The organism is Rhizobium indigoferae, from assembly GCF_034554815.1.
Lineage (GTDB): Bacteria > Pseudomonadota > Alphaproteobacteria > Rhizobiales > Rhizobiaceae > Rhizobium > Rhizobium leguminosarum.
On the sequence record NZ_CP140635.1, the window covers coordinates 1,978,845 to 2,005,190 of the forward strand.

Sequence of the window (26,346 nt, forward strand, 5' to 3'; positions counted from 1 at the left end):
GGGCCTCACTCATGATGTGCGGCTTCCGGCATTCGGGCACGGCCTGCGGGCGATAGTAGCTGTTTGACGATCGCCAGGATCTCGGCGCCGATCGTCTCTTCCGCCTGCATGGCGTTGACCACGTGGCAGCGCTCCGGCTCGCGGGCGGCGATATCGAGAAAGGCCTCGCGCCGTTTCTCGTGCGTTTCCAGCCGCTCCTTCTCGAAGCGATCGGGAGCATCGGCCGCAGCACGCTTTTGCGCCCGCTCCAGCCCGACCTTGGCGGGGATGTCGAGAATCACGGTGCAATCCGGCATGACACCGTTGATGGCGATCCGCTGCAGGGTCTCGATGAAATCGGGCTCGAGATTGCCGGTGACGCCCTGGTAGACCCGGGAGGAATCCATGAAGCGGTCGCAGAGCACGACCTTGCCTGATGCAAGGGCCGGCCGGATCACCTCTTCGACATGGTCGTTGCGGGCCGCGGCAAAGAGGATCGCCTCCATTCGCGTGCCGAAGGCTTCGGCAGCCCCCGACAACAGCACATGGCGCACCGCTTCGGCGCCCGGCGATCCGCCTGGTTCGCGCGTCACCAGCACGTCGTGACCTTCGCCCTTCAGCGCCTCGGCGAGGCGGCGGATCTGCGTGGATTTCCCAGCGCCTTCCCCGCCTTCAAACGTAACGAACAATCCCGTACCGGATGACAATGACAACTTCCCGCATTCCAGGCGCCGCACGCGCCCTGCTCCTTCTATCTATCCGAAGATATCAGGTAGGAAAACCTTTTGCCGCGGCGACATATTCACCTTTCCCGGCAAATTGCATGAAAGGACCGGGCTTTTAGCCGGGCGCGGACTTATCCCAGAGCCAGGAGAAGAACAGCGATTCGCCGAGTTCCAACACGGCGTCGACCGCCCGGCTGCTGAGCGAGCCTTCGCCGACCGCCTGCACGGTATAGAGCGGCACTTCCCTGAGCAGCCGGCTGCCGGCAAAAATCCTCAGCGTGCCTGCCTGGGTATCCGGCTTGACCGGCGCCGTCAGCGGCCAGCGATAGATGATGCGCGCCGACAGCCGGTCGGGATTGCTGATCGGAATATAGACGCTGACCGGCGCCTTGGCGACGAGATCGACGGTGCGTGCCGTGCCGCCATAGACGCTGGCGGCACCGATCACTTCCTTCTCGGCGAAGATCTGCCGGTTTTCGAAGGCCGTCAGCCCCCATTCGAGCACCCGCTTGGCCTCCTCCGTCCGCTCCTTGTCGGAATCGATGCCGGCAAGCGCCAGAAACAGCCGCCGGCCGTCGCGCTCAACCGACGCGACGATCGAATACCCCTCGCCTTCGGTAAAGCCGGTCGCCAGCCCATCGGCGCCGAGATCGAGCCCGAGCAGCGGGTTGCGGTTGCGCTGGAAAATCTTGTTCCACTCGAAATCCGGCTGGGCGAAATAGGGATAGAGGTTCGGATAGGTCTGCTGCAGGGTCGCGGCAAGCGTGACCATTTCGCGCGCCGTCACCTTGCTCTTGCCGTCGGGAAGGCCGGTGGAATTGCCGAACTCAGCTTTCTCCATGCCGAGCTCGTGGGCCCGGCGCGTCATCGACACGGCAAATTGCTGCTCGCTACCGGCCATGCCTTCGGCGAGGATGATGCAGCTGTCATTGGCGCCCTGGATGGCGACGCCCTTGATCAGGTCCTCGACGCGCACGTGCGATTTGAGGCTGGCAAACATCGTTGCCGTCCGCGACGGCGCGCCGCCCGTCCGCCAGGCATATTCGGAAACGGGATATTCGGTATCGAGCGTGATCTGGCCCTTCGTCACCGCCTCGAAGACGAGATCCATCGTCATCAGCTTGGCGAGCGAAGCCGGCGAAAAGCCCTGGTCCTCGTTCTTGGCGAGAAGCACCGTGCCGGTGGCAGCCTCGATCATATAGGCCTGCGCCGCCTTGGTAGCGAAACCGGCGGCACCGCCATCGGCTGCAAACGCGCCGGTGGCAAACGGCATCAGGCATGCAAGCAGGCGAAGCGCAGGCTTCAGCATCGCAATTTCCATTTATGGAGCGGCGTATGTCGAGAGGTTAGAGCCAGGGAGAATCCGATGCAATGCCATGCTCAGCGCGCGGCGGATTTGGCCTGATGACGCTTGGCTGCGGCAAGGATCGAATCCTGCGTCAGCCCGTCATTGCGCACCATCACCGCATCGAAGGCGAGATCGACGGTCACCGTCTTCACCTCTTCGTTCTGGTAGCCGAGCGCCAGCGAATTCTGAGGCCGCTCATAAGGCATCGGACCGATCTCGGGCAGTACGACCATCTGCTCGATGGCCTGCGCGCCATTGTTGAAGGACGGCGGCGATGGCGCGACCAGAACATGGGCAGCCGGTGCCAGAGCGGGTGCTGCGTTGTAGCGTGCGCTCGGCGTCGAGCCGGCATAGGAGGTTGCCGACATCGGCACCGGCACGTTGGCCGGCGTCTCGTAATCTTCCGAACTCTGCAGCTGGTCGCGGGTGATCTTGCGGCTGTTGGAGGCGACCATCACGCCGGTTGCGATCTGGCCTTCCGGATTGACGCCGGGAATACGGCTGCCCTTCGGCACGTAGGAAGCCATCAGATAGGGCATGTCGTGGCCGTCCATACGGGCGCGGCCAACATATTGCACGCGCACCTTGCCGGTGCCGCTGTGCTGCAGATCGAGCATATCGGCCGTCTTGTTGGAAAGGTCGATGATACGGCCTTCGTGATAGGGGCCGCGATCGTTGACGCGCACGATGACGGAGGAGCCACTTTCGAGATTGGTGACGCGCGCATAGCTCGGCAGCGGGAAGGTCGGATGCGCGGCGGAAAGATGCATCTGGTCGTAGACTTCGCCGTTCGCCGTTAGACGCCCGTGAAAGGCCGAACCATACCAGGAGGCGACGCCGACCTTGTTATAGGCGAAGTCTTCCTTCGGGTAGTACCACCTGCCCTTCACCTCGTAGGGGTTGCCGACGATGTAGCGGCCGCCGCCCTTGGGGATATTGTTGCCGGTGGCGACCCGCGGGCTCGCCTTCACGCCATATTCGGATTCGGAGAAATATTCTTTGCCGTGGGATTTTTTCTTCGGCACTGCCTGCGTCGTGCCACACGCCGCAACCGTTGCACACATCGCCGAGATCGCCAGCCACCGTGCTGTCGTTGCGAAAGACGCCGCCCCGTATTCCAGTTTCATATGTCCCACGCCGCTCAAAGATCGTTATGGTTAAGGAACCTTGCCCCATCCTGGGCCAATAACGCCTTATCCCCACCCGCCTAACGAGGCTTTAATCTTGTTAAGTTCATGGCAAATTTACGAACGATTTCGCAGCGATAGCGACAATTCTAATGATTATGGTTTATAAATCACTAACGCGAGCCCTTTCCGCCTACCCTTCCGCCGCCGCAATGAGGCCCGAAATCATCGTGCCGATGCGGGGCATATGGTGAACATCTGGGCGCTTCCGGATGCCCCAAAAGCTCCATATTGAAACACGGTCTGCGCGTATTTCGCGAGCGGCAGCGCGGCACTCCTTGCCTATCCCGGCGATATGACGCTATGCACGCTCATCGCGGGTTGGGGGCATAAGAATGGGCCGAACTTTCAAAAGCTTGATCTTGCTGGTGGTGATGTCAGCCCCATCGGCGGTCGGCGCCGCCACGGAGAGTTTCCCCGCCTATTGGCGCAAGACGATGACCAATGATCCCTCGACGAATTTTTATCTTGCGGAGACCTTGAAACCCTTGCCGAGCAAGGATGCCGAAACCCTCAAGGTGCTCAGGCTGTCGCTGATCGCCGGCAACCTATGCCTCGGTGCCGCCGTCGATAGGAGAACAGGCGAAGCCTATCTGCAGCGGGCCGGCTATGACCGCATCCGCGGAAAGACGTGGGACGAAGCCGCCTTCCTTGCCGACGACTGGTTCAAATATTTCAACTACCGCTCCCTCGCCCATCTCTGCGCCGGCATCGACTATATTTTCGGGCCGAAGGGAAAGCTGGTGCCCAATCTGGTAACGGCCGGCAAGGGTGAACCGAAGGGACCCTACGATCCCCAAAATCCCTACCTGCGGCTTCCACCCCTGCGCAAGCCGAATGGGTAGGTCACCCCGCCGACTGGTTATGATGCAACGCGGATCGCGTATTTGACTCTTCGTGGCTGTATGGGAACGAAATGGCCGCCGCAGGCTTTGAAGGTTTAGACCTTTGGAGGATCCCATGAACGATGAAACCCTGACGCAGCTCGACACGGTCAGCCAACAATTGCATGCCCGATCTCTCGCGCTTTCCCAACCAGATAAAGACAACGACATCGCAATCCTGATGTCGGCACTCGCCGTGACGATGGATGCGGTTCGCTCTCTCTGCGAGGATATGAACCAGCTCAACGGTCCGAAGGGCCTCGGATCCGACGGGGGCTAGCTCTCTCATGTCTCCGGCGCAATTCACGGAGAGCTTGCGCCGGGGAACGCGTGATACGCGCGAAACACTTCTTCCACATCGGTGGACCGCCACCTACGCTGCCGGTGGACGATACCGAATAGACTTCGCCTTTTCCAAGGCTTCGATCGTATCCTCGACGCTGAGGAGGACAGTGGTCTCCATGGAGCTGAGCGCGCCTCCTGCACCGATAGCAAGCGCGACTGCCGCCATCGATACGTTGTCAGGCGCCTCCCACAGATTCCAACCATCACGCTCGCCGAAGGCGTACCAGAATCCATGGAGCTTTCCGCCCACAGACTCGATGTAACTGCGTGCCGCCTCTCGGCGATCCTCGGGGTTTTCGATCATTCGCGCCCACGTCTCGGGCGTGTAGCTAAAGCGCGTGAGATACATGGCCATGGTTTGTTTCCTCCGCCAGAACAACACAGTAAACGCTCAAGCCGGAGCGAACGCGAGTCATTTCCAATGTACGGAACAGCCGCTCTGCCTGTTTCGTTTCGCAAAGAGGCAGAGACTTATGCGCCGGAACTGCGATCGGCGAAGATGCTGGCAAATGCTGCAGAGCAAGTTGACGCTGCTATCAAAGCTGCTAAAAAGCCAGCCATCGAGTGATTGGGTAGCAAATCGGCGGCAATAGCCGGTTCGCAGAAATCAACAAAATGTTGATTTCACCACCTTTTCAATCAGATGGAAGAGTGTCCGAGTGGTTTAAGGAACCGGTCTTGAAAACCGGCGTGCGGGAAACCGTACCGTGGGTTCGAATCCCACCTCTTCCGCCATGCAACATTGAATTTGCTGCATAATTTCCGCTCTGCCCAAAAATTGTACGCTTATCATAACGATAGGATGCCATCTAAGCGGAACCGGCGCGCAGTGGTCGGGCTTCCGTTTGCTGTCGCCCCGATGATCGACTGGACGGATCGGCCCAGAAACAAGGTGACTTCGTGTTAAGTCGTACTTCTCGTCGTACCGTGGGTATTGAGCCTCCCTCACCTAGCCCTAAATCGGCACCCCCTAATCCTTGCAAAAATTTACAAGGCGAATAGATTCAGTCCATCAGATAGCTTTTGCTGGTGACCACGGATGTACTGGCACCGTGCTGATGCAATCAAAGAAGGGTCGGCGCGAGCATTCGCCCCGACCTTTTTCTTTGCTGGCGCCGACAGCAAAAAAAGCCCCGCCCGAGGGTGAGGCTGACAGCGCTAAGGGAGGGCTTCCGTTTTGCTGTCGCCCCGATGATCGACTGGACGGATCGGCACCGAAATAACGACCCCTGATGCCCGTGTCGTACTTCTCGTCGTCCTGCGCGGACGGCTAGAAATTAAAGTATAGGCTCACACCTGATCTACGTTGGTAGGGGTAATAGTCGCGATAGCCGTAGTGGGGGTATTCATAATTTCGGGGATAGCCATAGTTCCGCGGACGGTAGCATGAGCCGTAATACCGACAGTCTCGGTAAGCGTATCGCTGGTGCTTCCAGTGGCCATTCGCATGCTTTTTGCCATGGCTGCGGTGTTTGACCTGCTCGATGTCGGCGGCGTGCATTGGCACTGCTTTCGGCACGACGATCGGTGTGGCGTTTAGCGGCAGGGCGAAAGATGCAGCCAGGACTACGGCTGCAAGTGCGGGAAAAAGTTTCTTCATCATCGGCGCATCCTTTCAGGCGTCTAGCCTGGGTTAATAAGCATTAACCTAGGATGAACGGATGGGCGCTGCCTTGATCTAGCCATCGCGGCGGCTTGTAACGCCGCGTCTAGCCACCTCTTTCACAAACCAAAGTGAAGCCTTTTCTTTCGATTACGAAAAGTATCCAGCATCTCCTCCACGAAAGCATCTTTGTCTACCGGCGTGCCGGGATGCAATCGATGCTCCTGTACCCACTGGTCCCATTCCAATGCTTTGATTGCGTCTCTAATCATCCTGTAGCGCTCCGCCAGGCGCTCCCTCGTTAGCTCGACGTTTGGATCTTCAGGAGCTCGACCTGTCTCCATGCAGGTCGAGCCGCCAACCAGACGCCGGCTATCGCCAGCACCGCCACAAACGCCACACCATTGTCATTGGTGAGTCGTGAGATCGAGTTCTCCGCGAACGGCGAGGCTGGGAACTAACGTCCGCATTGCGGCTGCAGCAACGAGAGAAGACCAAGGCCGACCGGCGACCTTTGCGTCGATGATGAGATGATGTACAGGCTGCGGCAGGACGCGACCGCCATTAACTCAAGAATGGGGTCGGGCGGCAGATTGACGTCACGTCGCTGCCACGAGATCACGTGGCCGTCCTCTGAGCCGGCGTCGCAAAGACGTCCTGACATGACACGGCAACCTTGCGCCGCTTTAGGTTCTCGGCGTTCGCGCAGCTTGATCCTGGGCCAGAACCAGCAGCCGCCTATCTCGGCTGATTTGATATCACTGGGGCTGCAACAATACCAGGGGAAACAGCCGTGGTAGCGGCGGCGCCAAGGTTCTTCGAATTTTCCAGATTTTGGTATACCCAGTGTCTTAAGCGGCCCAACAAGCGCGAGGCTCCCTTATGATCGTTCAAGCTTGCATCAACGGCGCACGGCCGAGGGATTTCCATCCGCTCATTCCGCTGACGATCGATGCCATGGTGCGCGATGCCGCCGCTTCGGTCGCGGCGGGTGCCGCGGAGCTCCACATTCATCCGCGCGGAGCCGACGGCAAGGAGAGCCTTGCCGCCGTAGACGACACGCTTGGCGCGATCCGCCGCGCCTGTCCGGGAACGCTGATCGGTGTGTCCACAGGCGCCTGGATCGAAGGCGATCGGGAGAAAACGCGGGAAGGCATCCGCTGCTGGCGCGTTCTGCCGGATTATGCGTCGGTGAACCTGTCGGAAGACGATGCGCCTGGTGTCATCCAGCTGCTCCGGCAGAAGGGCGTCGGGATTGAAGTCGGGCTGGCATCGGTCGCCGATGCGGAGCGCTACACCAGCCTCGAAGATCATGAGCGGGTCTTTCGACTGTTGATCGAGCTTGACGACGAACAGGATCTGCAGCGCGCATGCGATATCAGGGATGGCATCATCGAGGTGCTTGAGCGCAGCCGCGTCAATCGGCCGATCCTCCTGCACGGCTTCGACGGGACTGTCTGGCCCTTCGTCCGATCGGCGCGCGAACGCCGCTATTCCACCCGCATCGGCCTGGAAGATGGTAAGCACCTCCCGGATGGAACGATTGCGAGTGACAATGCTGCATTGGTCGCGGCGGCCGTTGCAATCTTCCGCGGCCAATCGAACTGATCCCACTGTCGAATTTTCGCCGTCGTCGGTCCCCTTGATCCCGGCCGATCGTTGCTCGCGAACGAGAACCATGACAACTGAATAGAAGCTTTCCGGTTTTCGGAATTCGGGGCGCCTGATAAATATTCACGAAAAATACGAGTATATGAGGACGCCAATAGAACCCCAGAAGATAAGCGGTGCCAGTATCATCCCGGCGACAATAATCTTAGTCACAGCAAAAACTCCGCAAACTCCGCCCCGGCGCAAAAACTATGGCAGCGGCCGAAGCGTTAGTATGGGCATGAAGTCCGAGACAGGTCGGACCTTGGTCTGAGCTTGCTGCGGCGGATGAGCGCCGGGCTCATTTGTCCCCGGGCGCTGAGCGCCGCCGGTAAGGGCGCTGGCTGCGTTCGGGAGGCCTGCGCATCAGTTGATTGAAGAAGGGTCGCGTAGGACTGAAGATTAGCCTGGCCGGCCCCTTCGCATTGACTATCCCATGCCAACATGATTTCCCGTCCGGATCACGACAGCGCTGTGCGTCTTTTCAGACGCGCAAAGGACGCTGCAGCACTTTGAATTACTGCGGGGACATCATGGCCGACATCATTGTAAAGGACAGCAACGGGACTCAGCTTCAAGACGGCGATTCCGTGACGCTGATCAAGGACCTCAAGGTTAAGGGAACTTCGGAGACGCTGAAGCGCGGAACCCTGGTCAAGGGCATTCGCCTGACCGACAATCCTGGTGAGATCGAGTGTAACACCAAGCAGGTCAAAGGCCTCGTACTGAAAACCGAGTTTTTGAAGAAGGCATAGGATCTCCCTCGCCCATCATCAATCGTCCTTGAGTGCCTCCTGCGGCAGTTCCTCGGTGATCACCTCGAAGCGGGAAAGCGTTGCCGGGCCGAAGGCCGTCGACATGGCGACGTCGGTAGCGTCACGCCCGGTCGCCATCAGGATACGGCCGATGCGCGGCGTGTTGTGGCGGGCATCGACCGTATGCCAGTGCCCCCCGAGAAACACCTCAAACCAGGCGCTGAAATCCATTGGATTGGGATCGATCGGAACGCCGATATCGCCGAGATAGCCCGTGCAATATCTGGCCGGGATATTCATGCATCGGCAAAGCGCGATGGCGAGATGGGCAAAGTCGCGGCAGACGCCCGCCTTGTCGGTGAAGCCGCCATGCGCGGTCCGGAGAACGTCCGCCTTCAGGTAATCGAAGGTGATGTGGTCATGGACGAAATCGCAGATCGCCTGGACACGCGCCCAGCCGAGCGGCGTCGATGAGAATGTGGCCCAGGCAAAATCGGCAAGCCTGTCGGTGTCGCAATAGCGGCTGCCAAGCAGGAAGACCAGCACATCATCTGGCAGGTCATTGATCGCGTGCTGGACGGCATCGTCGGGAACGATGTCGGGCTGACCGCTGTCGTAGATCTCGAATTCCGTCGAGATTGTCGTCAGGCCCGGCGGGGCGACGATCCGGCTGCAGGCATTGCCGAACACATCAGTATAGCTCCAGGCCTCGATCGGCTGGTCGAATGTCAGGATCTGATCGCTGAGAAGATCGGCACGACGGGATGGGTGGATATTGAGGACGAGCAGCATTGGCGTTGGCTGCATGCATTCGTAGCCCAGATGAAACCCGGCGCGTATCTTCATGGTGGCTTCCTTGTCGCGTCTCCGCATTGGCAGAGGTGAGTAGGGAACGCTGATCGCGCTACCCGGTTCCCGCAAGACCGGGACTGTCACCGCCTGGCTAGCCAGATTGCCTTGTGGTGACGTTCACCTGCACCGTCATGCTGTCGAAATCCTTCCCATCCCCGTCATAACTGCCGCTCAACGGGACTGCCTGGCGCGGATCGCGGGCAACGGCGACACGAATGAGATCGCGGTTGCCGACGATGCCGTTGGTCGGATCGAACTCCGTCCAGCCGGCGCCGGGAAGATAGATCTGGCACCATGCATGCGTCGAACCGCCGCCGAGCACGGTGGAGCCGTCCCGGTCGGGAACATAGACATAACCCGTGACGAACCGCGCCGCGAGGCCGAGGACGCGTGCCGCCTCCATCATCAGCAGCGCAAAATCCCGGCAGGTGCCGGAACGAAGCTGCAAGGTCTGCACCGGCGTCTGAGTCCCATGTTCCTGGCGCCGCGCATAGACGAAGCTTTCCCGAATGGCATAACAGAGCGTCATCAGCAGGTGCCCGGTCTCCGTCGGACGTCCAACGCGCACGAACTGGCGCGCCCAGCGTCCGACCTCGTCGTTCGGATCGGGATAATGGCGCTGCATCGCCGGCGTCAGATCGGCAATCTCATCCTTGTCGTAGGAGAATGGATAGGTCAGGGCCTCGTCGTCGACCTTGAGATCCAGGGCGACCTGCGGCGTATGATCGAGCGTGATCCAGGTTTCGAAACGAAGCTCGGACGCCGGCCTCGAAATATTGATGAGCGCCACGCAATTGCCGAAAACATCGTGGATCCAGCGCACATGACTTTCCTCAGGATAGATCGTCAACGACGCTTCGATCAGCCGCTGGTCGAAACTGTCGCGCGGTCGGAACATCAAGCGGTGCTCGCCGAATTCGACCTCCCTGACGTAGCGATAGGACGTGATGTGGCGGACGGAGAAAATCGTCATGAGCCGCCGTCCGGTAATCTGTTCACTTTGCTGCTCCAAGACGGCGATGCCGCCCCTCCTCTGCGGAAGCGCCCAGCCCGCTTTCCCGCTCATCCCGATTTCTTGTCATATAAGCACATTCGAAAGATTGCTATTGTATCTTCAACCGATCGACGGCAGGGCCGTCCAACCTAAGAGGATAACATGCATATCATCTGGGACGTTCTGACGCTTCTGCTGACAATCGGCTCGCTCTATGGCGGTCGCGAATACCGTATTATTCGCGCCCGTGCCCGCGCTCAAAACTGGGGCAACTTCTGACCTGATCCCAATATCATTGATTCGATCCGGATATCTCTGATTCAATTTTGAATCATGGTGCGCATCGGATCGTTGCCGGTCGCGGTTACGTCGAATGACGTAAAGCCACACGTTTAAGAAAGTGCTTTATTAGCTGAGGCGGAGTCTATCCGTCCATTCTCCCTGTTATTCTAAGCCCGCCTCACCCCAGGCGGGCTTTTTTATTCAGTCGCCTGCGTCACTTCTTTGCGCCGGCGGAAAGCACCCGATGGGTCGCGTTGTCCATGGCGTGGCTCGCTTCCTGTCCATCCTTCTTCAGCCCGTATGCGGTATTGCCGCAACCGGAAAGTGTCAGCAGGCAGATGCAGGCGATGGCGATTGCAGCTTTTGGCATCAAGTGTTTTCCCCCGGATTGAATGGCGATTCAGAGCATGATGCCGAAAAGTGAGAGCGGTTTTCGGACGACATCATGCTCTAACTCTTAATTTAGAACAGGATTCAGATTTTAGGCCGACTAGGCCTAAAATCATCCTATTCTAGAGAAAATGATGCACTCCTCGCCAAAATCAATCCGCAGGAGATAAGCGCGAACTGGCGGTATGGAACTCCATGACGCGGATCGGCGTTAACGGGAGCTATCCAACCGGGGTTAACGACATGGATTACCAGATTGCCTTCGCTGCGACGGTCGCAACAGCATCCTTCCTCTTCTTCATGTTGATCGTCCACCGGACCTGATTGCCAGCCGGCGGCGGATTGGGCTTGAGGCGCTCGATCACTTGACCATCGCCGACCCAGTTTGCGATCCGGAGAGATGGCAGCACCAAGTGCTATTGCGTCTGCAGTCGGCGTTGATCAGGCGGCGTAGACCGGAAGGTCTGGCGAGCATAGATCGCCGAAGATCCGTCAGCAAACACGGGAAGCGTGAAGAAGAAGTGTTTCGACATCCGAAAGTATTACGACAATCAAAAATGTGTTAAAGTTTAATCAATTGTGAGGCTTAACTATCTGTTAACAATATAGTTGCGCTCCTTCCGCTTCCGCTTATGCTTTACGCAAAAGGGGAGAGGAAAGATGTTTAGCAAAAGCCTGATCATGCCTTTCGGATTCGCAATGCTCGCCATTGCCGGCCTGCTCTTCCAGATTGCCGCCCACGCGCTGAACTCTCCGGTCACCTTGCTACAGCCGTGAGTCACATAAGTTGCTGAACCTGCAAGCAATCTCAGTAACTGGGAGTGGAACTTCCTTTCGTTTCGTGCATTCTGTGACTCGTTTTGCCAGGAGGGAGATAACCATGGAAGACGCAGGCGTGGGTTGGATTGCAGCCATCATTATCGGCGGTGTCGCCGGATGGCTGGCGGAAAAGGCCATGCGCAGCAGCATGAGCCTGCTCATGAACATATTGCTCGGCATCATCGGCGCGATTGTCGCCAACTGGATCCTCGGTTTGTTGCACATCCAGCCGCTCGCCGGTTGGCTGGGTTATCTGATCACCGGTTTCGTCGGTGCCTGCATCTTGATCGCGGTCGGGCGCGTCATCCGCCGCTGACGGTAGCTTTTGCATCGGAAGTATTGAAAGCCGGGCGTTCATGACGTCCGGCTTTTCTTCACCTATATTCCCGTTCAACGGCGGCTGAGCAGGCCGAACACATAGGCAATGCCTGCCGTCACAGCGAGTGCCATGAGCGGTTCTTCGCGCACCTTGTCGCGCAGTTGCTCCGTCATCAGCGAAGCCTCGTCGGTAACCGCCGACTTCGCCCCCTGCCCCAGCGCCACCACGCTTTCCGTGAGCCGGGAAAGATCGTTCCGAAGGGCTGCGACCTGCGCCGACAGATCGTCTGCTGCTATGTCAGCCTTGACGCGCGCAGCGGTGGATTCGGCGGAAGCGGTTTTCAATTCTGCCATGGTCTGCTCCTGTTTCATGGGATGCCGCTTCAACGAAATGGCGGCCAAAAAGGTTCCGCCGGAGCCGATCTTTTGTTCGCTGCAAAGCTGCTGCCGCGCTGCCGTCGGTCCGCGCAGCTTTTCGCGTGACAAACCCTTCATTTCCTGTCGGGTTTGTTTTAAGGAACGTCGAATGTCTGCCCGCGCGCGGGTCAATGATACTGCGAGGTTTGCGTTTCTATGTTCCATATCCTGAGAAGGGCCGCTCAGACCTGGGTCGCCAAGCTGCTGATGCTTCTGCTGGTCGCGTCCTTCGGCATCTGGGGCGTCTCCCGGTCGCTGATAACGGGCAGCAACAGCACCACGGTCGTGACCGTCGGCGATCAGCATGTGGACGTCAACGAATTCCACCTCGCCTATCAGCGCCAGGTGGCAAGCGTCAGCCAGCAGTTCGGCACGCGCCTCACCCCCGAGCAGGCCCGCGCCTTCGGCATCGAGCAGCAGGTGCTCGCCCAGCTCGTCGCAGGCGCCTCGCTTGACCAGCTCGCCGAAGACATGAACCTCGGCCTGTCGCAGGATCGCCTCGCCCAGCTGATTGCCGACGATCCGGCGTTCAAGGCGGTCAACGGCCAGTTCGACCGCGAGCTCTTCGTCTCGCGTCTTCGCAATGCCGGCATCCGCCAGGACGATTACATCAAGGAGCGCAGCAAGGTCGCTGTCCGTAGCCAGGTGGTCGATGCCATCTCCAACGGGTTCACGGCCCCGAAGACGCTGGTCGATGCCCTGAAACTCTATGGCGATGAAAGCCGCAGTATCGACTACCTGCTGCTGACCAACGCCAATATCGAGCCGATCAAGGCGCCTGCCGACGACGTGCTGGCGACATGGTTCGATGGCGTCAAGCAGCGCTACCGGGCGCCGGAATACCGCAAGCTCATTTATCTCAAGCTGCAGCCCGCCGATATCGCCGATGCGGCGACCGTCACCGACGACCAGATCCACGAAGCGTTTGACAAGAGCAAGGATACCTATCGCACGCCTGAAAGCCGCACCATCGAACAACTGACCTTCACCAGCAAGGATCTCGCCGCCGCCGCCGAAACGGCGCTGAAGAGCGGCACCGGCTTCGACCAACTGGTTTCCGACCAGGGCAAGACGGCAAGCGACGTGCTGCTCGGCGAGTTCACCAAGGACAAGGTTCCCGACCAGGCCGTTGCCGATGCGGCCTTTGCGGTTTCGCGCGATGGCGGCACGACGCCTGTCGTCGATGGCTCCTTCGGCCCCGTCATCCTGCGCGTCACCAACATCAAGCCTGAAACGACGAAGAATTTCGACGAGGTGAAGGAGGATATCCGCAAGCAGCTGGCACTCTCCAATGCCTCTCAGGAAGTGATCAACGTTCACGATCGCATCGAGGACCTGCGCGCGGGCGGTTCCACGCTCGAGGATATTGCCGGCCAGCTGAAGCTCACCGCCGTGGCCGTCGACGCCGTCGATATGACCGGCGCCGACAAGGACGGCAAGGAGGTCAAGGATCTCCCCGCCAAGCAGCAGCTGCTCGGCGAAGCCTTCAAGACCGAGGTCGGCGTCGATGCGCCGCCGCTGCCGATCGGTAATGACGGCTATGTCTGGTTCAACGTCCGCGAAATCACGCCGGACCGCGAGCGCCCGGTGACCGAGGTGCGCGAAAAGGCCGTCGAAGACTGGACGGCGGAGCAGCAGAAGGCCGAGCTCGCCAAGAAGGCCGGTGAATTGAAGGCCGAAGCGGCCAAGGGCACGGCACTTGCCGATATCGCGACGCCGCTCGGCATCGCCGTCGAGAGCAAGAGCGGCGTCACCCGCTCCACCGATGATGCGGTCCTCGGCCGGGCAGGCATCACCGCCGCCTTCTCCGGCCCCGTCGACACGGTCGCAAGTGCTGTCGGCGCCGATCCCTCGACGCAGATCCTGCTGAAGGTCACCGAGGTCAACACGCAGCCGACCGGCGATGTGCTGAACAACCGCGATGCCCAGATCACCGCCATGGCCAATGCCGCCGGCGATGATATTCTCGATCAGATGGTCAACCTGTTGCAGACGCAATACGGCGCGCAGATCAACCAGACCCTCGCCGAACAGGCGACGGTCCGCTAGGAGGCTTTATGACCGATCTGAAGCCGTTCCTGGCTAAGGCCGCAAGCCGCGAGCCGCTGACGCGTGAGGAGGCCCGAGCCGCCTTCGACATCCTGATGTCGGGCCAAGCGACGCCCTCGCAGATCGGCGGCTTCCTGATGGCGCTGCGCGTGCGCGGCGAGACCGTCGATGAGATCGTCGGCGCCGTCACCGCGATGCGCTCGAAAATGCTGACCGTCGAGGCCCCGGCCGATGCGATCGACATCGTCGGCACCGGCGGTGATGCCAGCGGCACCTACAATATCTCGACGCTGGCGGCGCTGATCGTCGCCGGCGCCGGTGTTCCTGTCGCCAAACACGGCAACCGGGCGCTGAGTTCGAAATCGGGCGCGGCCGACAATCTGGCGGCACTCGGCGTCAAGCTCGACGTCGGTCCCGAGATCATTTCCCGCTGCATCGCGGAAGCCGGCGTCGGCTTCATGTTCGCCCAGCTGCATCATTCTGCCATGCGTCATGTCGGCCCCTCCCGGGTCGAGCTTGGCACGCGCACGATCTTCAACCTGCTCGGGCCGCTTTCCAGCCCGGCCGGCGTCCGTCGCCAGCTGCTCGGCGTCTTCTCGCCGCAATGGCTGGTGCCGCTTGCCGAAGTCATGCGCGATCTCGGCTCCGAATGCGTCTGGGTGGTCCATGGCGACGGCCTCGACGAGATCACCACCACCGGCATCACACAAGTCGCGGCACTCGAAGACGGCAAGATCCGCACCTTCGAGCTCTCGCCCGCCGATTTCGGCGTCAGCCCTTGCGTGCTCGCCGACATCAAGGGTGGCGACGGTGTCGCCAATGCCGCAGCCCTTCGCGAGGTGCTCGGCGGCGCCAAGAATGCCTATCGCGATATCTCGCTCGCCAATGCGGCCGCCTCGCTCGTGATCGCGGGCAAGGTCGCAACGATCCGCGACGGCATGACGCTGGCCACGCAATCGCTGGATAGCGGCTCTACCGCGCTCGCTCTCGACAAACTCATCGCCGTTTCCAACGATATCGACTAGGATTGGCCGATGACCGATATCCTGAAGAAGATCGAACTCTACAAGCGCGAGGAGATCGCCGCCGCCAAGGCGACGGTGTCGCTTGCCGACTTGAAGGCGATGCAGGCTGATCAGTCCGCCCCGCGCGGCTTCCACAAGGCGCTCGTTGCCAAGCGTGATGCCGGCCGCTTCGGCCTGATCGCCGAAATCAAGAAGGCGAGCCCGTCGAAGGGTCTCATTCGCCCGGATTTCGATCCGCCGTCGCTGGCGAGCGCCTATGAGGCCGGCGGTGCCGCCTGCCTTTCGGTGCTGACCGACAGGCCGAGTTTCCAGGGCGCGCCGGAATTTCTGACGGCCGCTCGCGCTGCCTGCACGCTGCCGGCGCTGCGCAAGGATTTCATGTTCGAGACCTATCAGGTGCATGAAGCCCGCGCCTGGGGTGCCGATTGCATCCTGCTGATCATGGCTTCGCTTTCTGACGACGAGGCCGAACGCCTGCAGGACGAAGCCTTTGGCCTCGGTATGGACGTGCTGGTCGAGGTCCACGACGCCGAGGAGATGGAGCGGGCCCTGAAGCTTTCCTCGCTGCTCATTGGCATCAACAACCGCAATCTGCGGACCTTCGAAGTCAGCCTGAGCGTCAGCGAGACGCTTGCCCCCATGGTGCCGGACGACCGGCTGCTGGTCGGCGAAAGCGGCATCTTTACCCATGCGGATTGCAAGCGCCTGCAGGCCGTCGACATCAATACCTTCCTCGTCGGCGAGAGCCTGATGCGCAAGGACGACGTAGCCGCCGCCACCCGCGCGTTGCTTTTTGGCGAAGCCGCCATCGCGGCCGAATGATATGAGCGGCCAAAAGCCAGGGCTCACTCATATCGATGCCTCCGGCGAGGCGCATATGGTCGATGTCTCCGATAAGGCCGAGACGGTGCGCATCGCCACTGCCGAGGGCCATGTGACGATGGCGCCGGAAACACTCGCTCTCATCCGGCAAGGCAATGCCAAGAAGGGCGATGTGGTCGGCACGGCGCGCCTTGCCGGCATCATGGCGGCAAAACGCACCGCCGATCTCATCCCGCTCTGCCATCCGCTGATGCTGACGAAGGTCACGGTCGAGATCGAGGAAGATGCCGCCCTGCCCGGTCTGCGCGTTACGGCCACCGCCAAGCTGACCGGCAAGACCGGTGTCGAGATGGAGGCGCTGACCGCCGTCTCTGTCGCTTGTCTGACGATCTACGACATGGCCAAGGCGGCCGATAAGGCAATGGAGATCGGCGGCATCAGACTTCTAGAAAAGTCCGGTGGAAAATCCGGCGATTTCCGTCATCCGGAGGGAAGATGAACCTTCTTCCGGTCGCCGAGGCTCTGAACCGCTTGCTCTCTCGCGCAAAGCCCGTTGCGGCGTCCGAGACGCTGCCGCTTGCCGAGGCTGAGGGCCGCGTCCTGGCCGTCGAGCTGACGGCCGGCCTGACCCAACCGCCCTTCAACGCCTCTGCCATGGATGGCTATGCGCTACGCCGCGAAGACACGCCGGAGCCGGGCGCCGTGCTGAAGGTCATCGGGATATCTTCCGCCGGCCACGGCTTCGAGGGAAGTGTCGGCCAGGGAGAGGCCGTCCGTATCTTCACCGGCGCGCCTGTTCCGCCAGGCGCTGATAGCGTCCTGCTGCAGGAGGATGCGGAGAAGATCGAGGGCGGCATCAGAACCAATTTCCCTGTGCGGCAGGGCCAGCACGTGCGTCCCCGCGGCCAGGATTTCGCCGAAGGCGAAGCCGTGTTGTCGGCCGGCACCGTGCTCGATTTCTCGCGGCTGACGGTCGCTGCAGGCATGAACCGACCTGATGTCGAGGTGCTGCGGCGCCCGCTGATCGCCATCCTCGCAACCGGCGACGAACTGCTGCCGCCCGGAAGCACGCCCGGCCCTTCGCAGATCATCGCATCCAATACGTTTGGTATTGCAGCCCTTGCCCGCAAAGCCGGCGCCGATGTGCTCGATCTCGGTATCGTGCCTGACGACAAGGCCAAGATCACCACAGCGATCGGCACGGCGCGGGACGCCAAGGTCGATGTGATCGTCACGCTCGGCGGCGCTTCGGTCGGCGACCATGATCTGGTGCAGGCCACGCTGATCGAGGCCGGCATGCAGCTCGATTTCTGGCGCATCGCCATGCGCCCCGGCAAACCGCTGATGGTCGGCAGCTTCGGTGAGACGCATGTGCTCGGCCTGCCCGGCAATCCGGTCTCTAGCCTCGTCTGTTCGCTGCTTTTCCTTGAGCCGCTGATCCGCAAGCTCGCCTCCCTGCCGCCAGTGCGGCGCGAGGCAACGGTGGAGGCGGCCGTCACACTGCGCGCCAATGACCAGCGGCAGGACTATATCAGGGCGAAGCTTTCGAAATCCTCTGCCGGCGACTGGCTTGCCGAGCCCTTCGGCAAGCAGGATTCCTCGATGATGAAGGTCTTCGCCGCAGCCGATTGCCTTGTCATCCGCCCGCCGCATGCGCCGGAACTGCCGGCCGGAGCCCCCTGCCCGGTCATGCTGTTGCGGCCGGATCTCTTGGCATAATCTCAGCCTTTCAGCCGTTGCCGAAGAGCGCAAAAACGCCCGCTGGCGCGGCACCGCCGGTGCCCCCACCGAAATCCGCAACTATATGGGTGGCGATTCGGCTGAGTTCGCCCTGCGGCAGGTGGGCCCGTTCGGGATCGCCGATCAGCACCTCGATGCCGCTCGCCTGGCAACGCCGCAGGAAGGCCATCACCCGCAAGGCGAGCGTGGGATCGTAGAACAGGTCGCCGACCACGAGGAGGTCTATCTCCGGTAGCGGATCCTCGATGATATCGGCGGCCCGGGCTACGATATCCACGCCGTTGATCGCCGCGTTGAGGCCGATCGCGGCAATGGCATTGGCATCGATGTCGACCGCCGTCACCGCCGCTGCGCCGGCCTTCGCCGCCGCGATAGCGACGAGCCCCGAGCCGGCGCCGAGATCGAGGACACGGCGACCCACGACTATTTCCGGCCGGTCGAGCAGATAGCGGGCAAGCACGGCGCCGCCGGCCCAGGGATAGGCCCAATAAGGTGCCGGATCGGCTTCTCTGCGGCCTGCAAGCCGCCAGAGCCCGCTTGCGGGGCCTGCCGTATGAAGCCGGATCTCGGGAATGGACGGAACGGGTGAGATCGGCAGATTAGCTTTGATAAAGGCGACCGGATCGGGTTGCTGCATGCCCGGGCGTTTCATCGTCGTCTGCTCCTGCCGCCACCGAAGCTCAATAGTTCTTCATGGCAAGATGCGGCATGCCACCGTCGAGGAATTCAGTGCCATAGGCAACGAAGCCAAAACGCTCGTAGAGCGGCAGCTTGTCCGCCTGCGCTGTGAGATAGAAGCGGTTGTCGCGTGCGCCGCGATGCAGTTCCATTGCACGCCCGATCATATCAGCCGCAATGCCCTGGCCGCGCCATCGGCCAGCAACCGCAACCCGGCCGATCTTCACATGTTCCTCGGCGTAAATGGCTCTCAGCGTGCCGGAAACCTCACCCGCCGTGACAGCGACGAGATGATGGGCGCTGAGATCGTCGGCATCGAATTCCTCGGCTTCGGGAACCTTCTGCTCATATACGAAAACTGCGCGTCGCAGCCGGAAGGCCTCATTGCAGAGCGTACTGAAAACCGGAACGCTGAGGATTGCCGTTTCCACCATCATCCTTGCCTCGCTGAGGGATACGACCCAAAGCCCTCCGCCAGGATCGGCGAAGGGTTGCTGCATAATTCCTTAAATAGGAAACGATTTTAAGGACAAAATTATGCATTAATTCAAAGCATTACAGCGCGGTGCTGTAGCGACAAAATCAGCCGGGCTTCTTCTTCGAAAACTTGGCCTTCGGCCCGGCGCCGCCTTTTCCGTCATATTTGGCGCCTTCGAATTTCGGCTTGTCGTATTTCGGTTTGTCGGATCTCGGGGCATCGAAGCCAGGCTTGCCCGGTTTCTTGCTCCAGGGCTTGCTATCCTGTCTCTCCTGGCCGGCATTGTCGGCTGCGGCGTATCCGCCGCCTGGACCCTTGCCGAACTTGTTCTTCGGCCGCTCGCCGCGGAACGTATCGTCCGGCCGCTCGTCACGGGATGACTTGCCGGCATAAGGCTTCGGCGACGGCGCCCGGCTAAAATCCGGCGTGCCGGGAAGCCTGGTCACGCGGATGCCGCGTTCGAGCGCCTTGTTCGGTCCGATCGCCGCCTGGAAGCTTTCGGCGCTCGCCGCAGCGATCTCCACGAAGGTCTCCTCAGGCTGCATCTTGATCGCGCCGATCTCGCGCTTCGTTACATTGCCGTTGCGGCAGAGCATCGGGATCAGCCAGCGCGGCTCGGCATTCTGCTTGCGCCCGACCGAGACGGAGAACCAGACGCTAGCGCCGAAATCCTCGCGCGGTCCCTTCTGCGCCGGCTCGTAGGGCTCGGCATTGTCGCGGCGCTTGCGGCTGCGTTCGTCCTGCACGGTAACTTCGATGAGATCTTCCGGCGCCGAATGATTGGTGCGGTAAAGACGCAGGAAGGCGGCGGCAAGCTTTTCGCCGCCGTGGCTGGCAAGAAGCTGCTGTACCAGCCCCTGCTCTTCCTCCTGCGGCGTTTCGTTGAAGATCGGGTCGGCGAGCAGCCGCTCGTCGTCGCGTTCGCTCACCTCCTCGGCCGAGGGCGGTCGCGCCCAGGCAGCCGAAATACCGGCATTCTCCAGCAGGCGCTCTGCCTTGCGCCGTGCGTTCAGCGGCACGATCATGGCGCTGATGCCCTTGCGTCCGGCCCGGCCGGTACGGCCGCTGCGGTGCAGCAGCGTTTCCGGATTGGTCGGCAGGTCGGCGTGGATGACGAGATCGAGGCCCGGCAGGTCGATGCCGCGGGCGGCGACGTCGGTCGCGATGCAGACCCGGGCGCGCCCGTCGCGCATCGCCTGCAGCGCATGGCTGCGTTCGTTCTGCGTCAGCTCGCCGGACAGCGCCACCACGGCGAAATTGCGGTTGTTGAACCGCGCGGTCAGATGATTGACGGCAGCGCGCGTCGAGCAAAAGACGATGGCGTTGGTCGCCTCGTAATAACGCAGCACGTTGATGATCGCATTCTCGCGATCGCTCGGGGCCACCATGAGCGCGCGATATTCAATGTCGATATGCTGCTTTTCCTCGGCCGCGGTGCTGATGCGCACGGCATCGCGCTGGTAGCTCTTGGCAAGCTTGGCGATCGCCGCCGGCACCGTTGCTGAAAACATCAGGGTCCGGCGTTCGTCCGGTGCCGCATCCAGGATGAATTCGAGATCCTCGCGGAAGCCGAGATCGAGCATCTCGTCGGCCTCGTCGAGCACGGCAGCCTTCAGTTCCGACATGTCGAGCGCCCTGCGGCGGATATGGTCGCAGAGCCGGCCGGGCGTGCCGACGACGATGTGGGCGCCGCGTTCGAGCGAGCGGCGCTCGCTGCGGATGTCCATGCCGCCGACGCAGCTCACGATCACCGCGCCAGTCATCTCAAAGAGCCATTCGAGCTCACGCTTCACCTGCAGGGCAAGTTCGCGCGTCGGGGCGATGACGATGGCGAGCGGCGCGCCGGCATTGCCGAAGCGCTCCCTGCCTTCGAGCAGCGTTGGCGCCAGCGCCAAGCCGAAGGCGACGGTCTTGCCGGAACCTGTCTGGGCCGAGACCAGCGCGTCGGAAGCGGCAAGCGCCGGATCGAGCATCGCCTTCTGCACCGGGGTGAGTTCGGCGTAACCGCGCTTCTGCAACGCCTTGGCGATCGCCGGGACGACGCCGTTAAATTCTGTCATGGATTCGATCTTTCGGAGCTGTCAGGCGCGTTGCTGCGCCATGGCCGGAGCCAGCCGGCGGGGTATTTGCGCCGTTCCTAGCCGCTCCCGCGGCGATTGTCAAAGCGTACGGCTACGCCACAGCCAGACGTCGATGCGGCTTGCCCGGCCGCGCAGCGCCGTTTCCAACGGTCCCTCCATGCGGCCGGACTGCGTGAGCACACTATCGGAGCCGGCAGCGCGGACGATTTCGGCGCTCAGCGCCAGTTCGACACCATGGCGGGCGGCCACCTCCATCAGCCGGCTGCCGACATTGATGGTGTCTCCCGCCGCCGTGATCTGTTGCCGGTCGCCGGTGCCTAATCGCGAGGCGACGATCGGGCCGCAATGGGCGCCGACCTTGAAGCCGATCTTCTTCGGGGCAAAGCCCGCATGCGCTTGAAGCCAGGCCCGTGTGCGCTCGCAGAGGCTGACCGCGCAGGCAGCGGCGCGGGCGGCATCATCATCGGCCGGCTCCGGTAGGCCGAACAGGATCATCGCCCCGTCGCCCATGAAGCTGGTGATGGCGCCGCCATGGGCGCGCGCCTCCTCGTCGACCAGTTCGAAGAAGCCGCTCAGCATCTCGCTGACCGCCACTGGCCCGACATTTTCGCTGAGGCCGGTGAAACCCGAGAGATCGATGAAGATGACGGCGGCGCTCTGGCGCACCGGCGCAGCAAGGAAATTCGGATCGCGCGCCAGCCACTCGCCGAGGCCGGGCGCCTCGATGCGCTGCAGGAGCGCGCTCTGCTCGGCGAAATGGCGGGCGCGGCCGCGGTCGAGCCAGAGCTCGGCCGCCCCGTAGATCAGCGCCGGCGGCAGCGCTGCGGCGATCGGCAGTGCCGCACTCAACCAGTAGCCATGCGCAAAAGCCGACAGATTGATCATCGCCCAGACGATCAGCGTCAGCACGATGATGATGTAGCCTGCCGCACTGCGGCGCCAGGCAATCAACGAAACGAGCACGAGCGTCAGACCGACGGCAATGCCGGCATCGATCAGCCTTATCCTACGGTCGCGCACCATGCCGTCGCCGGTGACGAGATGGGTGATCGCGGTCGACATCACCTCGACGCCCGGCATGACGGGATCGAACGGCGTCGGAAAAACGTCGCCACCGCCAGTCACCGTCGAACCGATGACGACGATGCGACCAGTGATCGCATCCGCCGAAAGCTTGCCATCCAGCGCATCTGCGGCGCTGAAGGTGGCGATGCTGCCATGCCCGCCATAAAAAGTCACCGGCAGGCGCTGGCCGATATCGGTGGGAATACGCAGCTTTCCGAGCATGATGGCATCGGGTTCGATGGTGGGGTCGACGCCGAGCGCCACCGACGCGACACGCAGCGGAAAAGCCGGATCCAGCCGGTCTGCGGAACGCGAGATCAGCGGAATGAAGCGCGGCGTGCCGGTCTGGTCGGTTGCGACATTGACGATACCGACCGCGGCTGCCTCGGCAAAGCGCGGAAGCGGCAAGAGCAGCTGGTTTGCCTCAGGGATGGCGGCAAGCGGATCGCCGGCCGCATCCGTGACCCGCTGGCTGCTTTGCGCGAAAGTGGCAGCGGCCGCAATTACGCTCGGCCCCTGGCGAAGGGCAGCAGTCAGCGCAGCATCACCCGCCTCCGGCCCCGGATCGACGAGCAGAATGTCGATCGCCAAAGCCTTCGGCTTCAACACGATGATCGCCTCGGCAAGGCGTGCAAGTGTCGCCCGATCGAGCGGATAACCGTGCGCCCTAGCGGTGCGGTCATCGATCGCAACGATCGAGACGACGGGCGGCGGTGTTTTCGCGCCGACGATGGCGCTGCGGATATCGGCAAGCGAGGCCTCTATCCGGTCGAGAAGGCCGTTTCCGGCATTGAGATGGGTATAGCCGAGCGCAGCCGCCCAAAGACCGGCGAGCAGCAGCGCGATCACGGTCAGCAGACGATGGTTCATGGGATTTATTGGCCGAGGCGGGCAAGAAGGGCGGCGGCGCGTGGCGCCGGCCAGCGGCGCACGACGAGGGGTTCTGTTCCGCCGGTAACGTCGACGCCCTCGCCCGGCGACAACACCACTGCCTCGCCGGCCGGCCGGCGGACCGCGACACTGCCTCTGACGACCAGCACCGAGGTCTTGCCGCCTGCGACATCGACAGCCCATTGCGTACCGCGCACTGCAGCGATCGCCTGCGGCGTCACGACCTGAAAACCACCGGCGTGCTGGCTGCTGTCGACATCGACGAGAATGGCCTTGCGCCGCAGCGACGCCGAATCAGGGCTGCCGTCGCGGTTGCGGTCGACGAGGCTGTAGGCGGCGCCGGCCTCCGCCGTCACCGTGACGCCGCCTGGACAACTGAGCACCTGGCGGGCACCGGCATCACGCGATACCGTGCACCCGGCAGACTGCGCAAAGGCCGCCCCATGCGGAATGAGGCCGAGAGCGAGTGCGGCGGCAAGCAGGCTGCGAAGCGTCATATTCATGGAAAGTCCCCTTGACCATGCGGAACAGCTCTTTTCGAAAGCGCCCGCCAACCGTCTTCTTCCATGTGAGGGATGATAGACGAATTCAAATATTTCCCTAGGCAAAAAAAGTAAACCGGCGCAATCGCCGGCGGAATTCTTACGTTCTACTATCCGTTTCAAGCACGGGTCCGGCATAACGCGCCCGCGGCCGGATCAATTCGCCGCTGTCGATCTGCTCCATCGCATGTGCAAGCCAACCGGCGGAACGGGCAAGCGAGAAGATGATGATCGGCGCCTCCCTCGGGAGGTCGAAGGCGGCGGCCATTGCGGCAAGCGCGAAATCGACGTTGACCTTCTCGCCGACCATCTCCTCGCCGGTTTCCCGGACCTCGGCAAACTGCGGCGGCAAGGCAAAGTGCGAAAGCAGCGCCAGAGCCCTGACATCGCCGTCGGGATAAAGCGGATGACCGAAGGCCAACAGGCGATTACCCTGGGCGAGCGTGCGGCGGATCGCCTTTTCCGCCCCAAGGGCGGAAGCGGTCTCGATCAAGGCGTCGACGCCCTGCCAGGCCGCGCCATGCAACGGCCCTGTCAGCGTCGCCAGACCGGACAGCACGACGGCCGAAAGGGCTGCACCCGCCGATGCCGTGACCCGCGCCGCAAAGGTCGAGGCGTTGAGTTCGTGATCGGCAAGCAGCACCAGCGCGCGACGCAGGCAATGGGCAGCGTCCGGCCGCTGCCAGCTTGCCGCAAGCCGCAAATGCAGCGGCTGGTCGGAAGGACCTGGCGCCAGCGCATCGGCGACGGTGCGGAGAACGCCACTTGCTTCGCGGCGGAGTGCTGCCTGCGAGCGGCCGAGCGATGGCAGATCCGAGGTCACCCGCCCTGCCAGCGCCAGGAAGGCAACCTGAAGCGACGGAGAGGCATGTCCGGTCCCGCTGCCGGAGGAAAGTGTTTCCGCGCCGTTCCAGAGCAGTGCCGCCGTCTGCTCCAGCGTCGCGACTTCGGCGAAATCGGCCGCATCCTTTCCGCGATAGAAAAGCCGTCCGCCGATGATGGTGGAAATTGCCGAGGAGAGAACCGGATCGCCCCAGCGGATCGCCTCGGCGGCGACCGTTTCGGTCTTGCGGCGGCCGGCATGGCGTTCGGCAAGCCGCTGTACGTCGGAAGCCTGGTAGAGGCTGCGGCGCGGGTCGGTGGGATCGGGCTTGGCACGGATGCGCCCGCGACTGACATTGGCGTAGAGCGTCTGCGGCTTGGTCTTCAGCGCCCGCAACGCCTCCTCGGCAGTCAGCCACGACATTGGAGCCTCACATTGATCAATTACGTCAAGATTGACGTCAATGAGACTAGGTTGGATCATCCCGATCGTAAAGGAGAAAACAACATGAAAAATGGCTTGGAAGACGTCATTGCCGCCGAAACGCAGCTCTCGGATGTCGATGGCGAAGCGGGACGACTGATCATCCGCGGCGTAGCGCTGGATCATCTGGTCGCAGACGGCACCTATGAAGGCGTCGCAGCCCTGTTGCTGGACGGGTTGATGGAGCGAAGCTTCAATGAAGTGGAATTGCGCGACTGGCTGGCGCAGGCGCGAACTGGGGTGTTCGACCACATCAAGGCCGCCGATGCCTCTTTGCTCGCCCTGCCTCCGGTCGATGCGATGCGGGCGCTGATCGCCCGGCTGCCTGACGGCGAAGATTTCGATACCGCGCTCAACCTTCTGGCGGCGCCTGCCGTCTTTCTGCCGGCGGTTTTGCGCCTGCAACGCGGTGAACAGCCGATCGCACCAGACGCCTCGCTGCCGCAGGCCGCCGATATCCTGCGCATGCTGACCGGAAAATTGCCGACCAGGGAGCAGACGGCGGCACTCGATGCCTATCTCGTGACGATATCTGACCATGGCCTCAATGCCTCGACCTTCGCGTCGCGCGTCATCGCCTCGACTCAGGCTGGCCTCACCTCTTCCGTGCTGGCGGCGCTGAGCGCCCTGAAGGGGCCGCTGCATGGCGGTGCGCCCGGTCCCGTGCTCGACATGCTGGATGCGATCGGAACGGCGGAGAATGCTTACCCGTGGCTCGGCGAAGCGCTTGATCGCGGCGAAAGGCTGATGGGCTTCGGCCACCGCATCTATCGCGTCCGCGATCCGCGCGCCGATGCGCTGAAGGGCGCGCTGAAGCCGCTGATATCAACCGGACAGGTAAACAGCGCCCGCGGCGCGCTGGCGGAAGCCGTGGAGGCCGCTGCATTGGCGATCCTGAGGGCGCGCAAACCGAACCGGCCGCTTGACGTCAATGTCGAATTTTATACGGCGCTGCTGCTCGAAACGCTCGGCTTTCCCCGTGAGGCCTTCACCGGCGTCTTCGCGATCGGCCGCACTGTCGGATGGCTGGCGCACGCGCGTGAACAGGCGCTCAACGGCCGGCTGATCCGCCCACGTTCGGTCTATATCGGGCCACTACCGGCCGCAGCTTAGAGGATGAA

The 26,346-nt window shown here is 61.9% G+C and carries 27 protein-coding genes and 1 tRNA gene; 13 read left to right on the forward strand and 15 right to left on the reverse strand.

Annotated elements, in window-relative coordinates; translation table 11 throughout:
• Positions 1-5 precede the first annotated feature (5 nt).
• The 3 genes from tmk to U5G49_RS10125 form a co-directional block, all read right to left on the reverse strand.
• Positions 6-686 carry a dTMP kinase gene (gene tmk, locus U5G49_RS10115; RefSeq protein ID WP_018242067.1) on the reverse strand — a complete coding sequence of 227 codons (681 nt, stop codon included), beginning with the start codon at positions 684-686 and terminating at the stop codon, positions 6-8.
• A gap of 133 nt (positions 687-819) precedes the next feature.
• Positions 820-2,013 carry a D-alanyl-D-alanine carboxypeptidase family protein gene (locus U5G49_RS10120; protein WP_018242068.1) on the reverse strand — a complete coding sequence of 398 codons (1,194 nt, stop codon included), beginning with the start codon at positions 2,011-2,013 and terminating at the stop codon, positions 820-822.
• Positions 2,014-2,084: 71 nt separating this feature from the next.
• Complete coding sequence (locus tag U5G49_RS10125) at positions 2,085-3,179, reverse strand: septal ring lytic transglycosylase RlpA family protein (protein WP_193442274.1); 1,095 nt, start codon at positions 3,177-3,179, stop codon at positions 2,085-2,087.
• Positions 3,180-3,574: 395 nt separating this feature from the next.
• On the opposite strand from U5G49_RS10125, the gene U5G49_RS10130 reads away from it, so the two are divergent.
• Positions 3,575-4,084, forward strand: a complete 510-nt coding sequence (locus tag U5G49_RS10130; RefSeq protein WP_193442276.1) for a hypothetical protein — start codon at positions 3,575-3,577, stop codon at positions 4,082-4,084.
• Between the two features lie 115 nt (positions 4,085-4,199).
• Positions 4,200-4,403, forward strand: coding sequence for a hypothetical protein (locus U5G49_RS10135; protein WP_018445297.1), 204 nt, complete (start codon positions 4,200-4,202; stop codon positions 4,401-4,403).
• Between the two features lie 93 nt (positions 4,404-4,496).
• Here the strand turns inward: U5G49_RS10135 and U5G49_RS10140 are convergent, their stop codons facing one another.
• The gene (locus U5G49_RS10140) at positions 4,497-4,823 is read right to left on the reverse strand and encodes a GYD domain-containing protein (RefSeq protein WP_018242072.1); all 327 of its coding nucleotides are present in this window, start codon (positions 4,821-4,823) and stop codon (positions 4,497-4,499) included.
• A 66-nt stretch (positions 4,824-4,889) separates the two neighbouring features.
• On the opposite strand from U5G49_RS10140, the gene U5G49_RS10145 reads away from it, so the two are divergent.
• Both U5G49_RS10145 and U5G49_RS10150 read left to right on the forward strand, forming a co-directional pair.
• The gene (locus U5G49_RS10145) at positions 4,890-5,036 is read left to right on the forward strand and encodes a hypothetical protein (protein ID WP_193442483.1); all 147 of its coding nucleotides are present in this window, start codon (positions 4,890-4,892) and stop codon (positions 5,034-5,036) included.
• A 77-nt stretch (positions 5,037-5,113) separates the two neighbouring features.
• Positions 5,114-5,203, forward strand: a tRNA-Ser gene (locus U5G49_RS10150).
• 535 nt (positions 5,204-5,738) lie between these two features.
• Here U5G49_RS10150 and U5G49_RS10155 read toward each other — a convergent pair.
• Positions 5,739-6,071, reverse strand: a complete 333-nt coding sequence (locus tag U5G49_RS10155; RefSeq protein ID WP_176707489.1) for a hypothetical protein — start codon at positions 6,069-6,071, stop codon at positions 5,739-5,741.
• Between the two features lie 882 nt (positions 6,072-6,953).
• Here U5G49_RS10155 and U5G49_RS10160 point away from each other — a divergent pair.
• Both U5G49_RS10160 and U5G49_RS10165 read left to right on the forward strand, forming a co-directional pair.
• Positions 6,954-7,679 carry a 3-keto-5-aminohexanoate cleavage protein gene (locus U5G49_RS10160; RefSeq protein ID WP_193442278.1) on the forward strand — a complete coding sequence of 242 codons (726 nt, stop codon included), beginning with the start codon at positions 6,954-6,956 and terminating at the stop codon, positions 7,677-7,679.
• Positions 7,680-8,254: 575 nt separating this feature from the next.
• Positions 8,255-8,476 (forward strand): alkylphosphonate utilization protein, encoded by a 222-nt coding sequence (locus U5G49_RS10165; protein WP_018242078.1) that lies wholly within the window; start codon positions 8,255-8,257, stop codon positions 8,474-8,476.
• A gap of 18 nt (positions 8,477-8,494) precedes the next feature.
• On the opposite strand, the gene U5G49_RS10170 is transcribed toward U5G49_RS10165, so the two are convergent.
• The 3 genes from U5G49_RS10170 to U5G49_RS10180 form a co-directional block, all read right to left on the reverse strand.
• Positions 8,495-9,322, reverse strand: a complete 828-nt coding sequence (locus tag U5G49_RS10170) for a transglutaminase-like domain-containing protein (RefSeq protein ID WP_018242079.1) — start codon at positions 9,320-9,322, stop codon at positions 8,495-8,497.
• Positions 9,323-9,419: 97 nt separating this feature from the next.
• On the reverse strand, positions 9,420-10,301 hold the full coding sequence (locus U5G49_RS10175; RefSeq protein WP_028733729.1) for a transglutaminase family protein: 882 nt from the start codon (positions 10,299-10,301) through the stop codon (positions 9,420-9,422).
• Positions 10,302-10,818: 517 nt separating this feature from the next.
• Positions 10,819-10,974 carry a hypothetical protein gene (locus tag U5G49_RS10180; RefSeq protein WP_018445292.1) on the reverse strand — a complete coding sequence of 52 codons (156 nt, stop codon included), beginning with the start codon at positions 10,972-10,974 and terminating at the stop codon, positions 10,819-10,821.
• A 900-nt stretch (positions 10,975-11,874) separates the two neighbouring features.
• Between U5G49_RS10180 and U5G49_RS10185 the strand changes: the two genes are divergently transcribed.
• The gene (locus tag U5G49_RS10185; RefSeq protein WP_193442280.1) at positions 11,875-12,129 is read left to right on the forward strand and encodes a GlsB/YeaQ/YmgE family stress response membrane protein; all 255 of its coding nucleotides are present in this window, start codon (positions 11,875-11,877) and stop codon (positions 12,127-12,129) included.
• Between the two features lie 74 nt (positions 12,130-12,203).
• Here the strand turns inward: U5G49_RS10185 and U5G49_RS10190 are convergent, their stop codons facing one another.
• Entirely contained in the window at positions 12,204-12,485 is a 282-nt protein-coding gene (locus U5G49_RS10190; RefSeq protein ID WP_026188395.1) for a hypothetical protein, read from the reverse strand.
• 219 nt (positions 12,486-12,704) lie between these two features.
• On the opposite strand from U5G49_RS10190, the gene U5G49_RS10195 reads away from it, so the two are divergent.
• Genes U5G49_RS10195 through U5G49_RS10215 form a run of 5 tightly spaced genes read left to right on the forward strand, consistent with a single transcriptional unit; the run spans position 12,705 to position 18,163 of the window.
• The gene (locus U5G49_RS10195) at positions 12,705-14,597 is read left to right on the forward strand and encodes a peptidylprolyl isomerase (RefSeq protein WP_130759110.1); all 1,893 of its coding nucleotides are present in this window, start codon (positions 12,705-12,707) and stop codon (positions 14,595-14,597) included.
• Positions 14,598-14,605: 8 nt separating this feature from the next.
• Positions 14,606-15,622, forward strand: coding sequence for an anthranilate phosphoribosyltransferase (trpD, locus tag U5G49_RS10200; protein ID WP_193442282.1), 1,017 nt, complete (start codon positions 14,606-14,608; stop codon positions 15,620-15,622).
• Positions 15,623-15,631: 9 nt separating this feature from the next.
• Positions 15,632-16,444 (forward strand): indole-3-glycerol phosphate synthase TrpC, encoded by an 813-nt coding sequence (gene trpC / locus U5G49_RS10205; protein ID WP_193442284.1) that lies wholly within the window; start codon positions 15,632-15,634, stop codon positions 16,442-16,444.
• A gap of 1 nt (position 16,445) precedes the next feature.
• Entirely contained in the window at positions 16,446-16,943 is a 498-nt protein-coding gene (gene moaC, locus U5G49_RS10210) for a cyclic pyranopterin monophosphate synthase MoaC (protein WP_193442286.1), read from the forward strand.
• Positions 16,940-18,163 (forward strand): molybdopterin molybdotransferase MoeA, encoded by a 1,224-nt coding sequence (locus U5G49_RS10215; RefSeq protein ID WP_193442288.1) that lies wholly within the window; start codon positions 16,940-16,942, stop codon positions 18,161-18,163. The genes moaC and U5G49_RS10215 overlap by 4 nt, the downstream gene beginning before the upstream one ends.
• Before the next feature lie 10 nt (positions 18,164-18,173).
• Here U5G49_RS10215 and U5G49_RS10220 read toward each other — a convergent pair whose 3' ends face one another.
• The 6 genes from U5G49_RS10220 to U5G49_RS10245 all read right to left on the reverse strand — a co-directional run bounded on the left by U5G49_RS10220 (position 18,174) and on the right by U5G49_RS10245 (position 25,165).
• Complete coding sequence (locus U5G49_RS10220; RefSeq protein WP_168299434.1) at positions 18,174-18,836, reverse strand: class I SAM-dependent methyltransferase; 663 nt, start codon at positions 18,834-18,836, stop codon at positions 18,174-18,176.
• A 28-nt stretch (positions 18,837-18,864) separates the two neighbouring features.
• Positions 18,865-19,299 carry a GNAT family N-acetyltransferase gene (locus U5G49_RS10225; RefSeq protein WP_112906570.1) on the reverse strand — a complete coding sequence of 145 codons (435 nt, stop codon included), beginning with the start codon at positions 19,297-19,299 and terminating at the stop codon, positions 18,865-18,867.
• Positions 19,300-19,444: 145 nt separating this feature from the next.
• Positions 19,445-21,400 carry a DEAD/DEAH box helicase gene (locus U5G49_RS10230; RefSeq protein WP_168299435.1) on the reverse strand — a complete coding sequence of 652 codons (1,956 nt, stop codon included), beginning with the start codon at positions 21,398-21,400 and terminating at the stop codon, positions 19,445-19,447.
• Between the two features lie 99 nt (positions 21,401-21,499).
• The gene (locus U5G49_RS10235) at positions 21,500-23,356 is read right to left on the reverse strand and encodes a CHASE2 domain-containing protein (RefSeq protein ID WP_193442290.1); all 1,857 of its coding nucleotides are present in this window, start codon (positions 23,354-23,356) and stop codon (positions 21,500-21,502) included.
• Between the two features lie 5 nt (positions 23,357-23,361).
• A complete protein-coding gene (locus U5G49_RS10240; RefSeq protein ID WP_193442292.1) occupies positions 23,362-23,880 on the reverse strand; it encodes a FecR domain-containing protein in 519 nt (172 codons plus the stop codon).
• Positions 23,881-24,019: 139 nt separating this feature from the next.
• Entirely contained in the window at positions 24,020-25,165 is a 1,146-nt protein-coding gene (locus U5G49_RS10245; protein ID WP_193442294.1) for a citrate synthase, read from the reverse strand.
• Between the two features lie 84 nt (positions 25,166-25,249).
• On the opposite strand from U5G49_RS10245, the gene U5G49_RS10250 reads away from it, so the two are divergent.
• Positions 25,250-26,338: a citrate synthase/methylcitrate synthase gene (locus U5G49_RS10250; RefSeq protein WP_168299437.1), complete on the forward strand. Its 1,089-nt coding sequence runs from the start codon at positions 25,250-25,252 to the stop codon at positions 26,336-26,338.
• The last annotated feature ends 8 nt before the right edge of the window (positions 26,339-26,346 follow it).

Coding starts and splice junctions, on each gene's coding strand:
- U5G49_RS10120 (WP_018242068.1), bottom strand. CDS start 2,013: ATGCTGAAGCCTGCGCTTCGCCTGCTTGCATGCCTGATGCCGTTTGCC.
- U5G49_RS10125 (WP_193442274.1), bottom strand. CDS start 3,179: ATGAAACTGGAATACGGGGCGGCGTCTTTCGCAACGACAGCACGGTGG.
- U5G49_RS10130 (WP_193442276.1), top strand. CDS start 3,575: ATGGGCCGAACTTTCAAAAGCTTGATCTTGCTGGTGGTGATGTCAGCC.
- U5G49_RS10135 (WP_018445297.1), top strand. CDS start 4,200: ATGAACGATGAAACCCTGACGCAGCTCGACACGGTCAGCCAACAATTG.
- U5G49_RS10140 (WP_018242072.1), bottom strand. CDS start 4,823: ATGGCCATGTATCTCACGCGCTTTAGCTACACGCCCGAGACGTGGGCG.
- U5G49_RS10145 (WP_193442483.1), top strand. CDS start 4,890: ATGTACGGAACAGCCGCTCTGCCTGTTTCGTTTCGCAAAGAGGCAGAG.
- U5G49_RS10155 (WP_176707489.1), bottom strand. CDS start 6,071: ATGATGAAGAAACTTTTTCCCGCACTTGCAGCCGTAGTCCTGGCTGCA.
- U5G49_RS10160 (WP_193442278.1), top strand. CDS start 6,954: ATGATCGTTCAAGCTTGCATCAACGGCGCACGGCCGAGGGATTTCCAT.
- U5G49_RS10165 (WP_018242078.1), top strand. CDS start 8,255: ATGGCCGACATCATTGTAAAGGACAGCAACGGGACTCAGCTTCAAGAC.
- U5G49_RS10170 (WP_018242079.1), bottom strand. CDS start 9,322: ATGAAGATACGCGCCGGGTTTCATCTGGGCTACGAATGCATGCAGCCA.
- U5G49_RS10175 (WP_028733729.1), bottom strand. CDS start 10,301: ATGACGATTTTCTCCGTCCGCCACATCACGTCCTATCGCTACGTCAGG.
- U5G49_RS10180 (WP_018445292.1), bottom strand. CDS start 10,974: ATGCCAAAAGCTGCAATCGCCATCGCCTGCATCTGCCTGCTGACACTT.
- U5G49_RS10185 (WP_193442280.1), top strand. CDS start 11,875: ATGGAAGACGCAGGCGTGGGTTGGATTGCAGCCATCATTATCGGCGGT.
- U5G49_RS10190 (WP_026188395.1), bottom strand. CDS start 12,485: ATGGCAGAATTGAAAACCGCTTCCGCCGAATCCACCGCTGCGCGCGTC.
- U5G49_RS10195 (WP_130759110.1), top strand. CDS start 12,705: ATGTTCCATATCCTGAGAAGGGCCGCTCAGACCTGGGTCGCCAAGCTG.
- trpD (WP_193442282.1), top strand. CDS start 14,606: ATGACCGATCTGAAGCCGTTCCTGGCTAAGGCCGCAAGCCGCGAGCCG.
- trpC (WP_193442284.1), top strand. CDS start 15,632: ATGACCGATATCCTGAAGAAGATCGAACTCTACAAGCGCGAGGAGATC.
- moaC (WP_193442286.1), top strand. CDS start 16,446: ATGAGCGGCCAAAAGCCAGGGCTCACTCATATCGATGCCTCCGGCGAG.
- U5G49_RS10215 (WP_193442288.1), top strand. CDS start 16,940: ATGAACCTTCTTCCGGTCGCCGAGGCTCTGAACCGCTTGCTCTCTCGC.
- U5G49_RS10220 (WP_168299434.1), bottom strand. CDS start 18,836: ATGAAACGCCCGGGCATGCAGCAACCCGATCCGGTCGCCTTTATCAAA.
- U5G49_RS10225 (WP_112906570.1), bottom strand. CDS start 19,299: ATGATGGTGGAAACGGCAATCCTCAGCGTTCCGGTTTTCAGTACGCTC.
- U5G49_RS10230 (WP_168299435.1), bottom strand. CDS start 21,400: ATGACAGAATTTAACGGCGTCGTCCCGGCGATCGCCAAGGCGTTGCAG.
- U5G49_RS10235 (WP_193442290.1), bottom strand. CDS start 23,356: ATGAACCATCGTCTGCTGACCGTGATCGCGCTGCTGCTCGCCGGTCTT.
- U5G49_RS10240 (WP_193442292.1), bottom strand. CDS start 23,880: ATGAATATGACGCTTCGCAGCCTGCTTGCCGCCGCACTCGCTCTCGGC.
- U5G49_RS10245 (WP_193442294.1), bottom strand. CDS start 25,165: ATGTCGTGGCTGACTGCCGAGGAGGCGTTGCGGGCGCTGAAGACCAAG.
- U5G49_RS10250 (WP_168299437.1), top strand. CDS start 25,250: ATGAAAAATGGCTTGGAAGACGTCATTGCCGCCGAAACGCAGCTCTCG.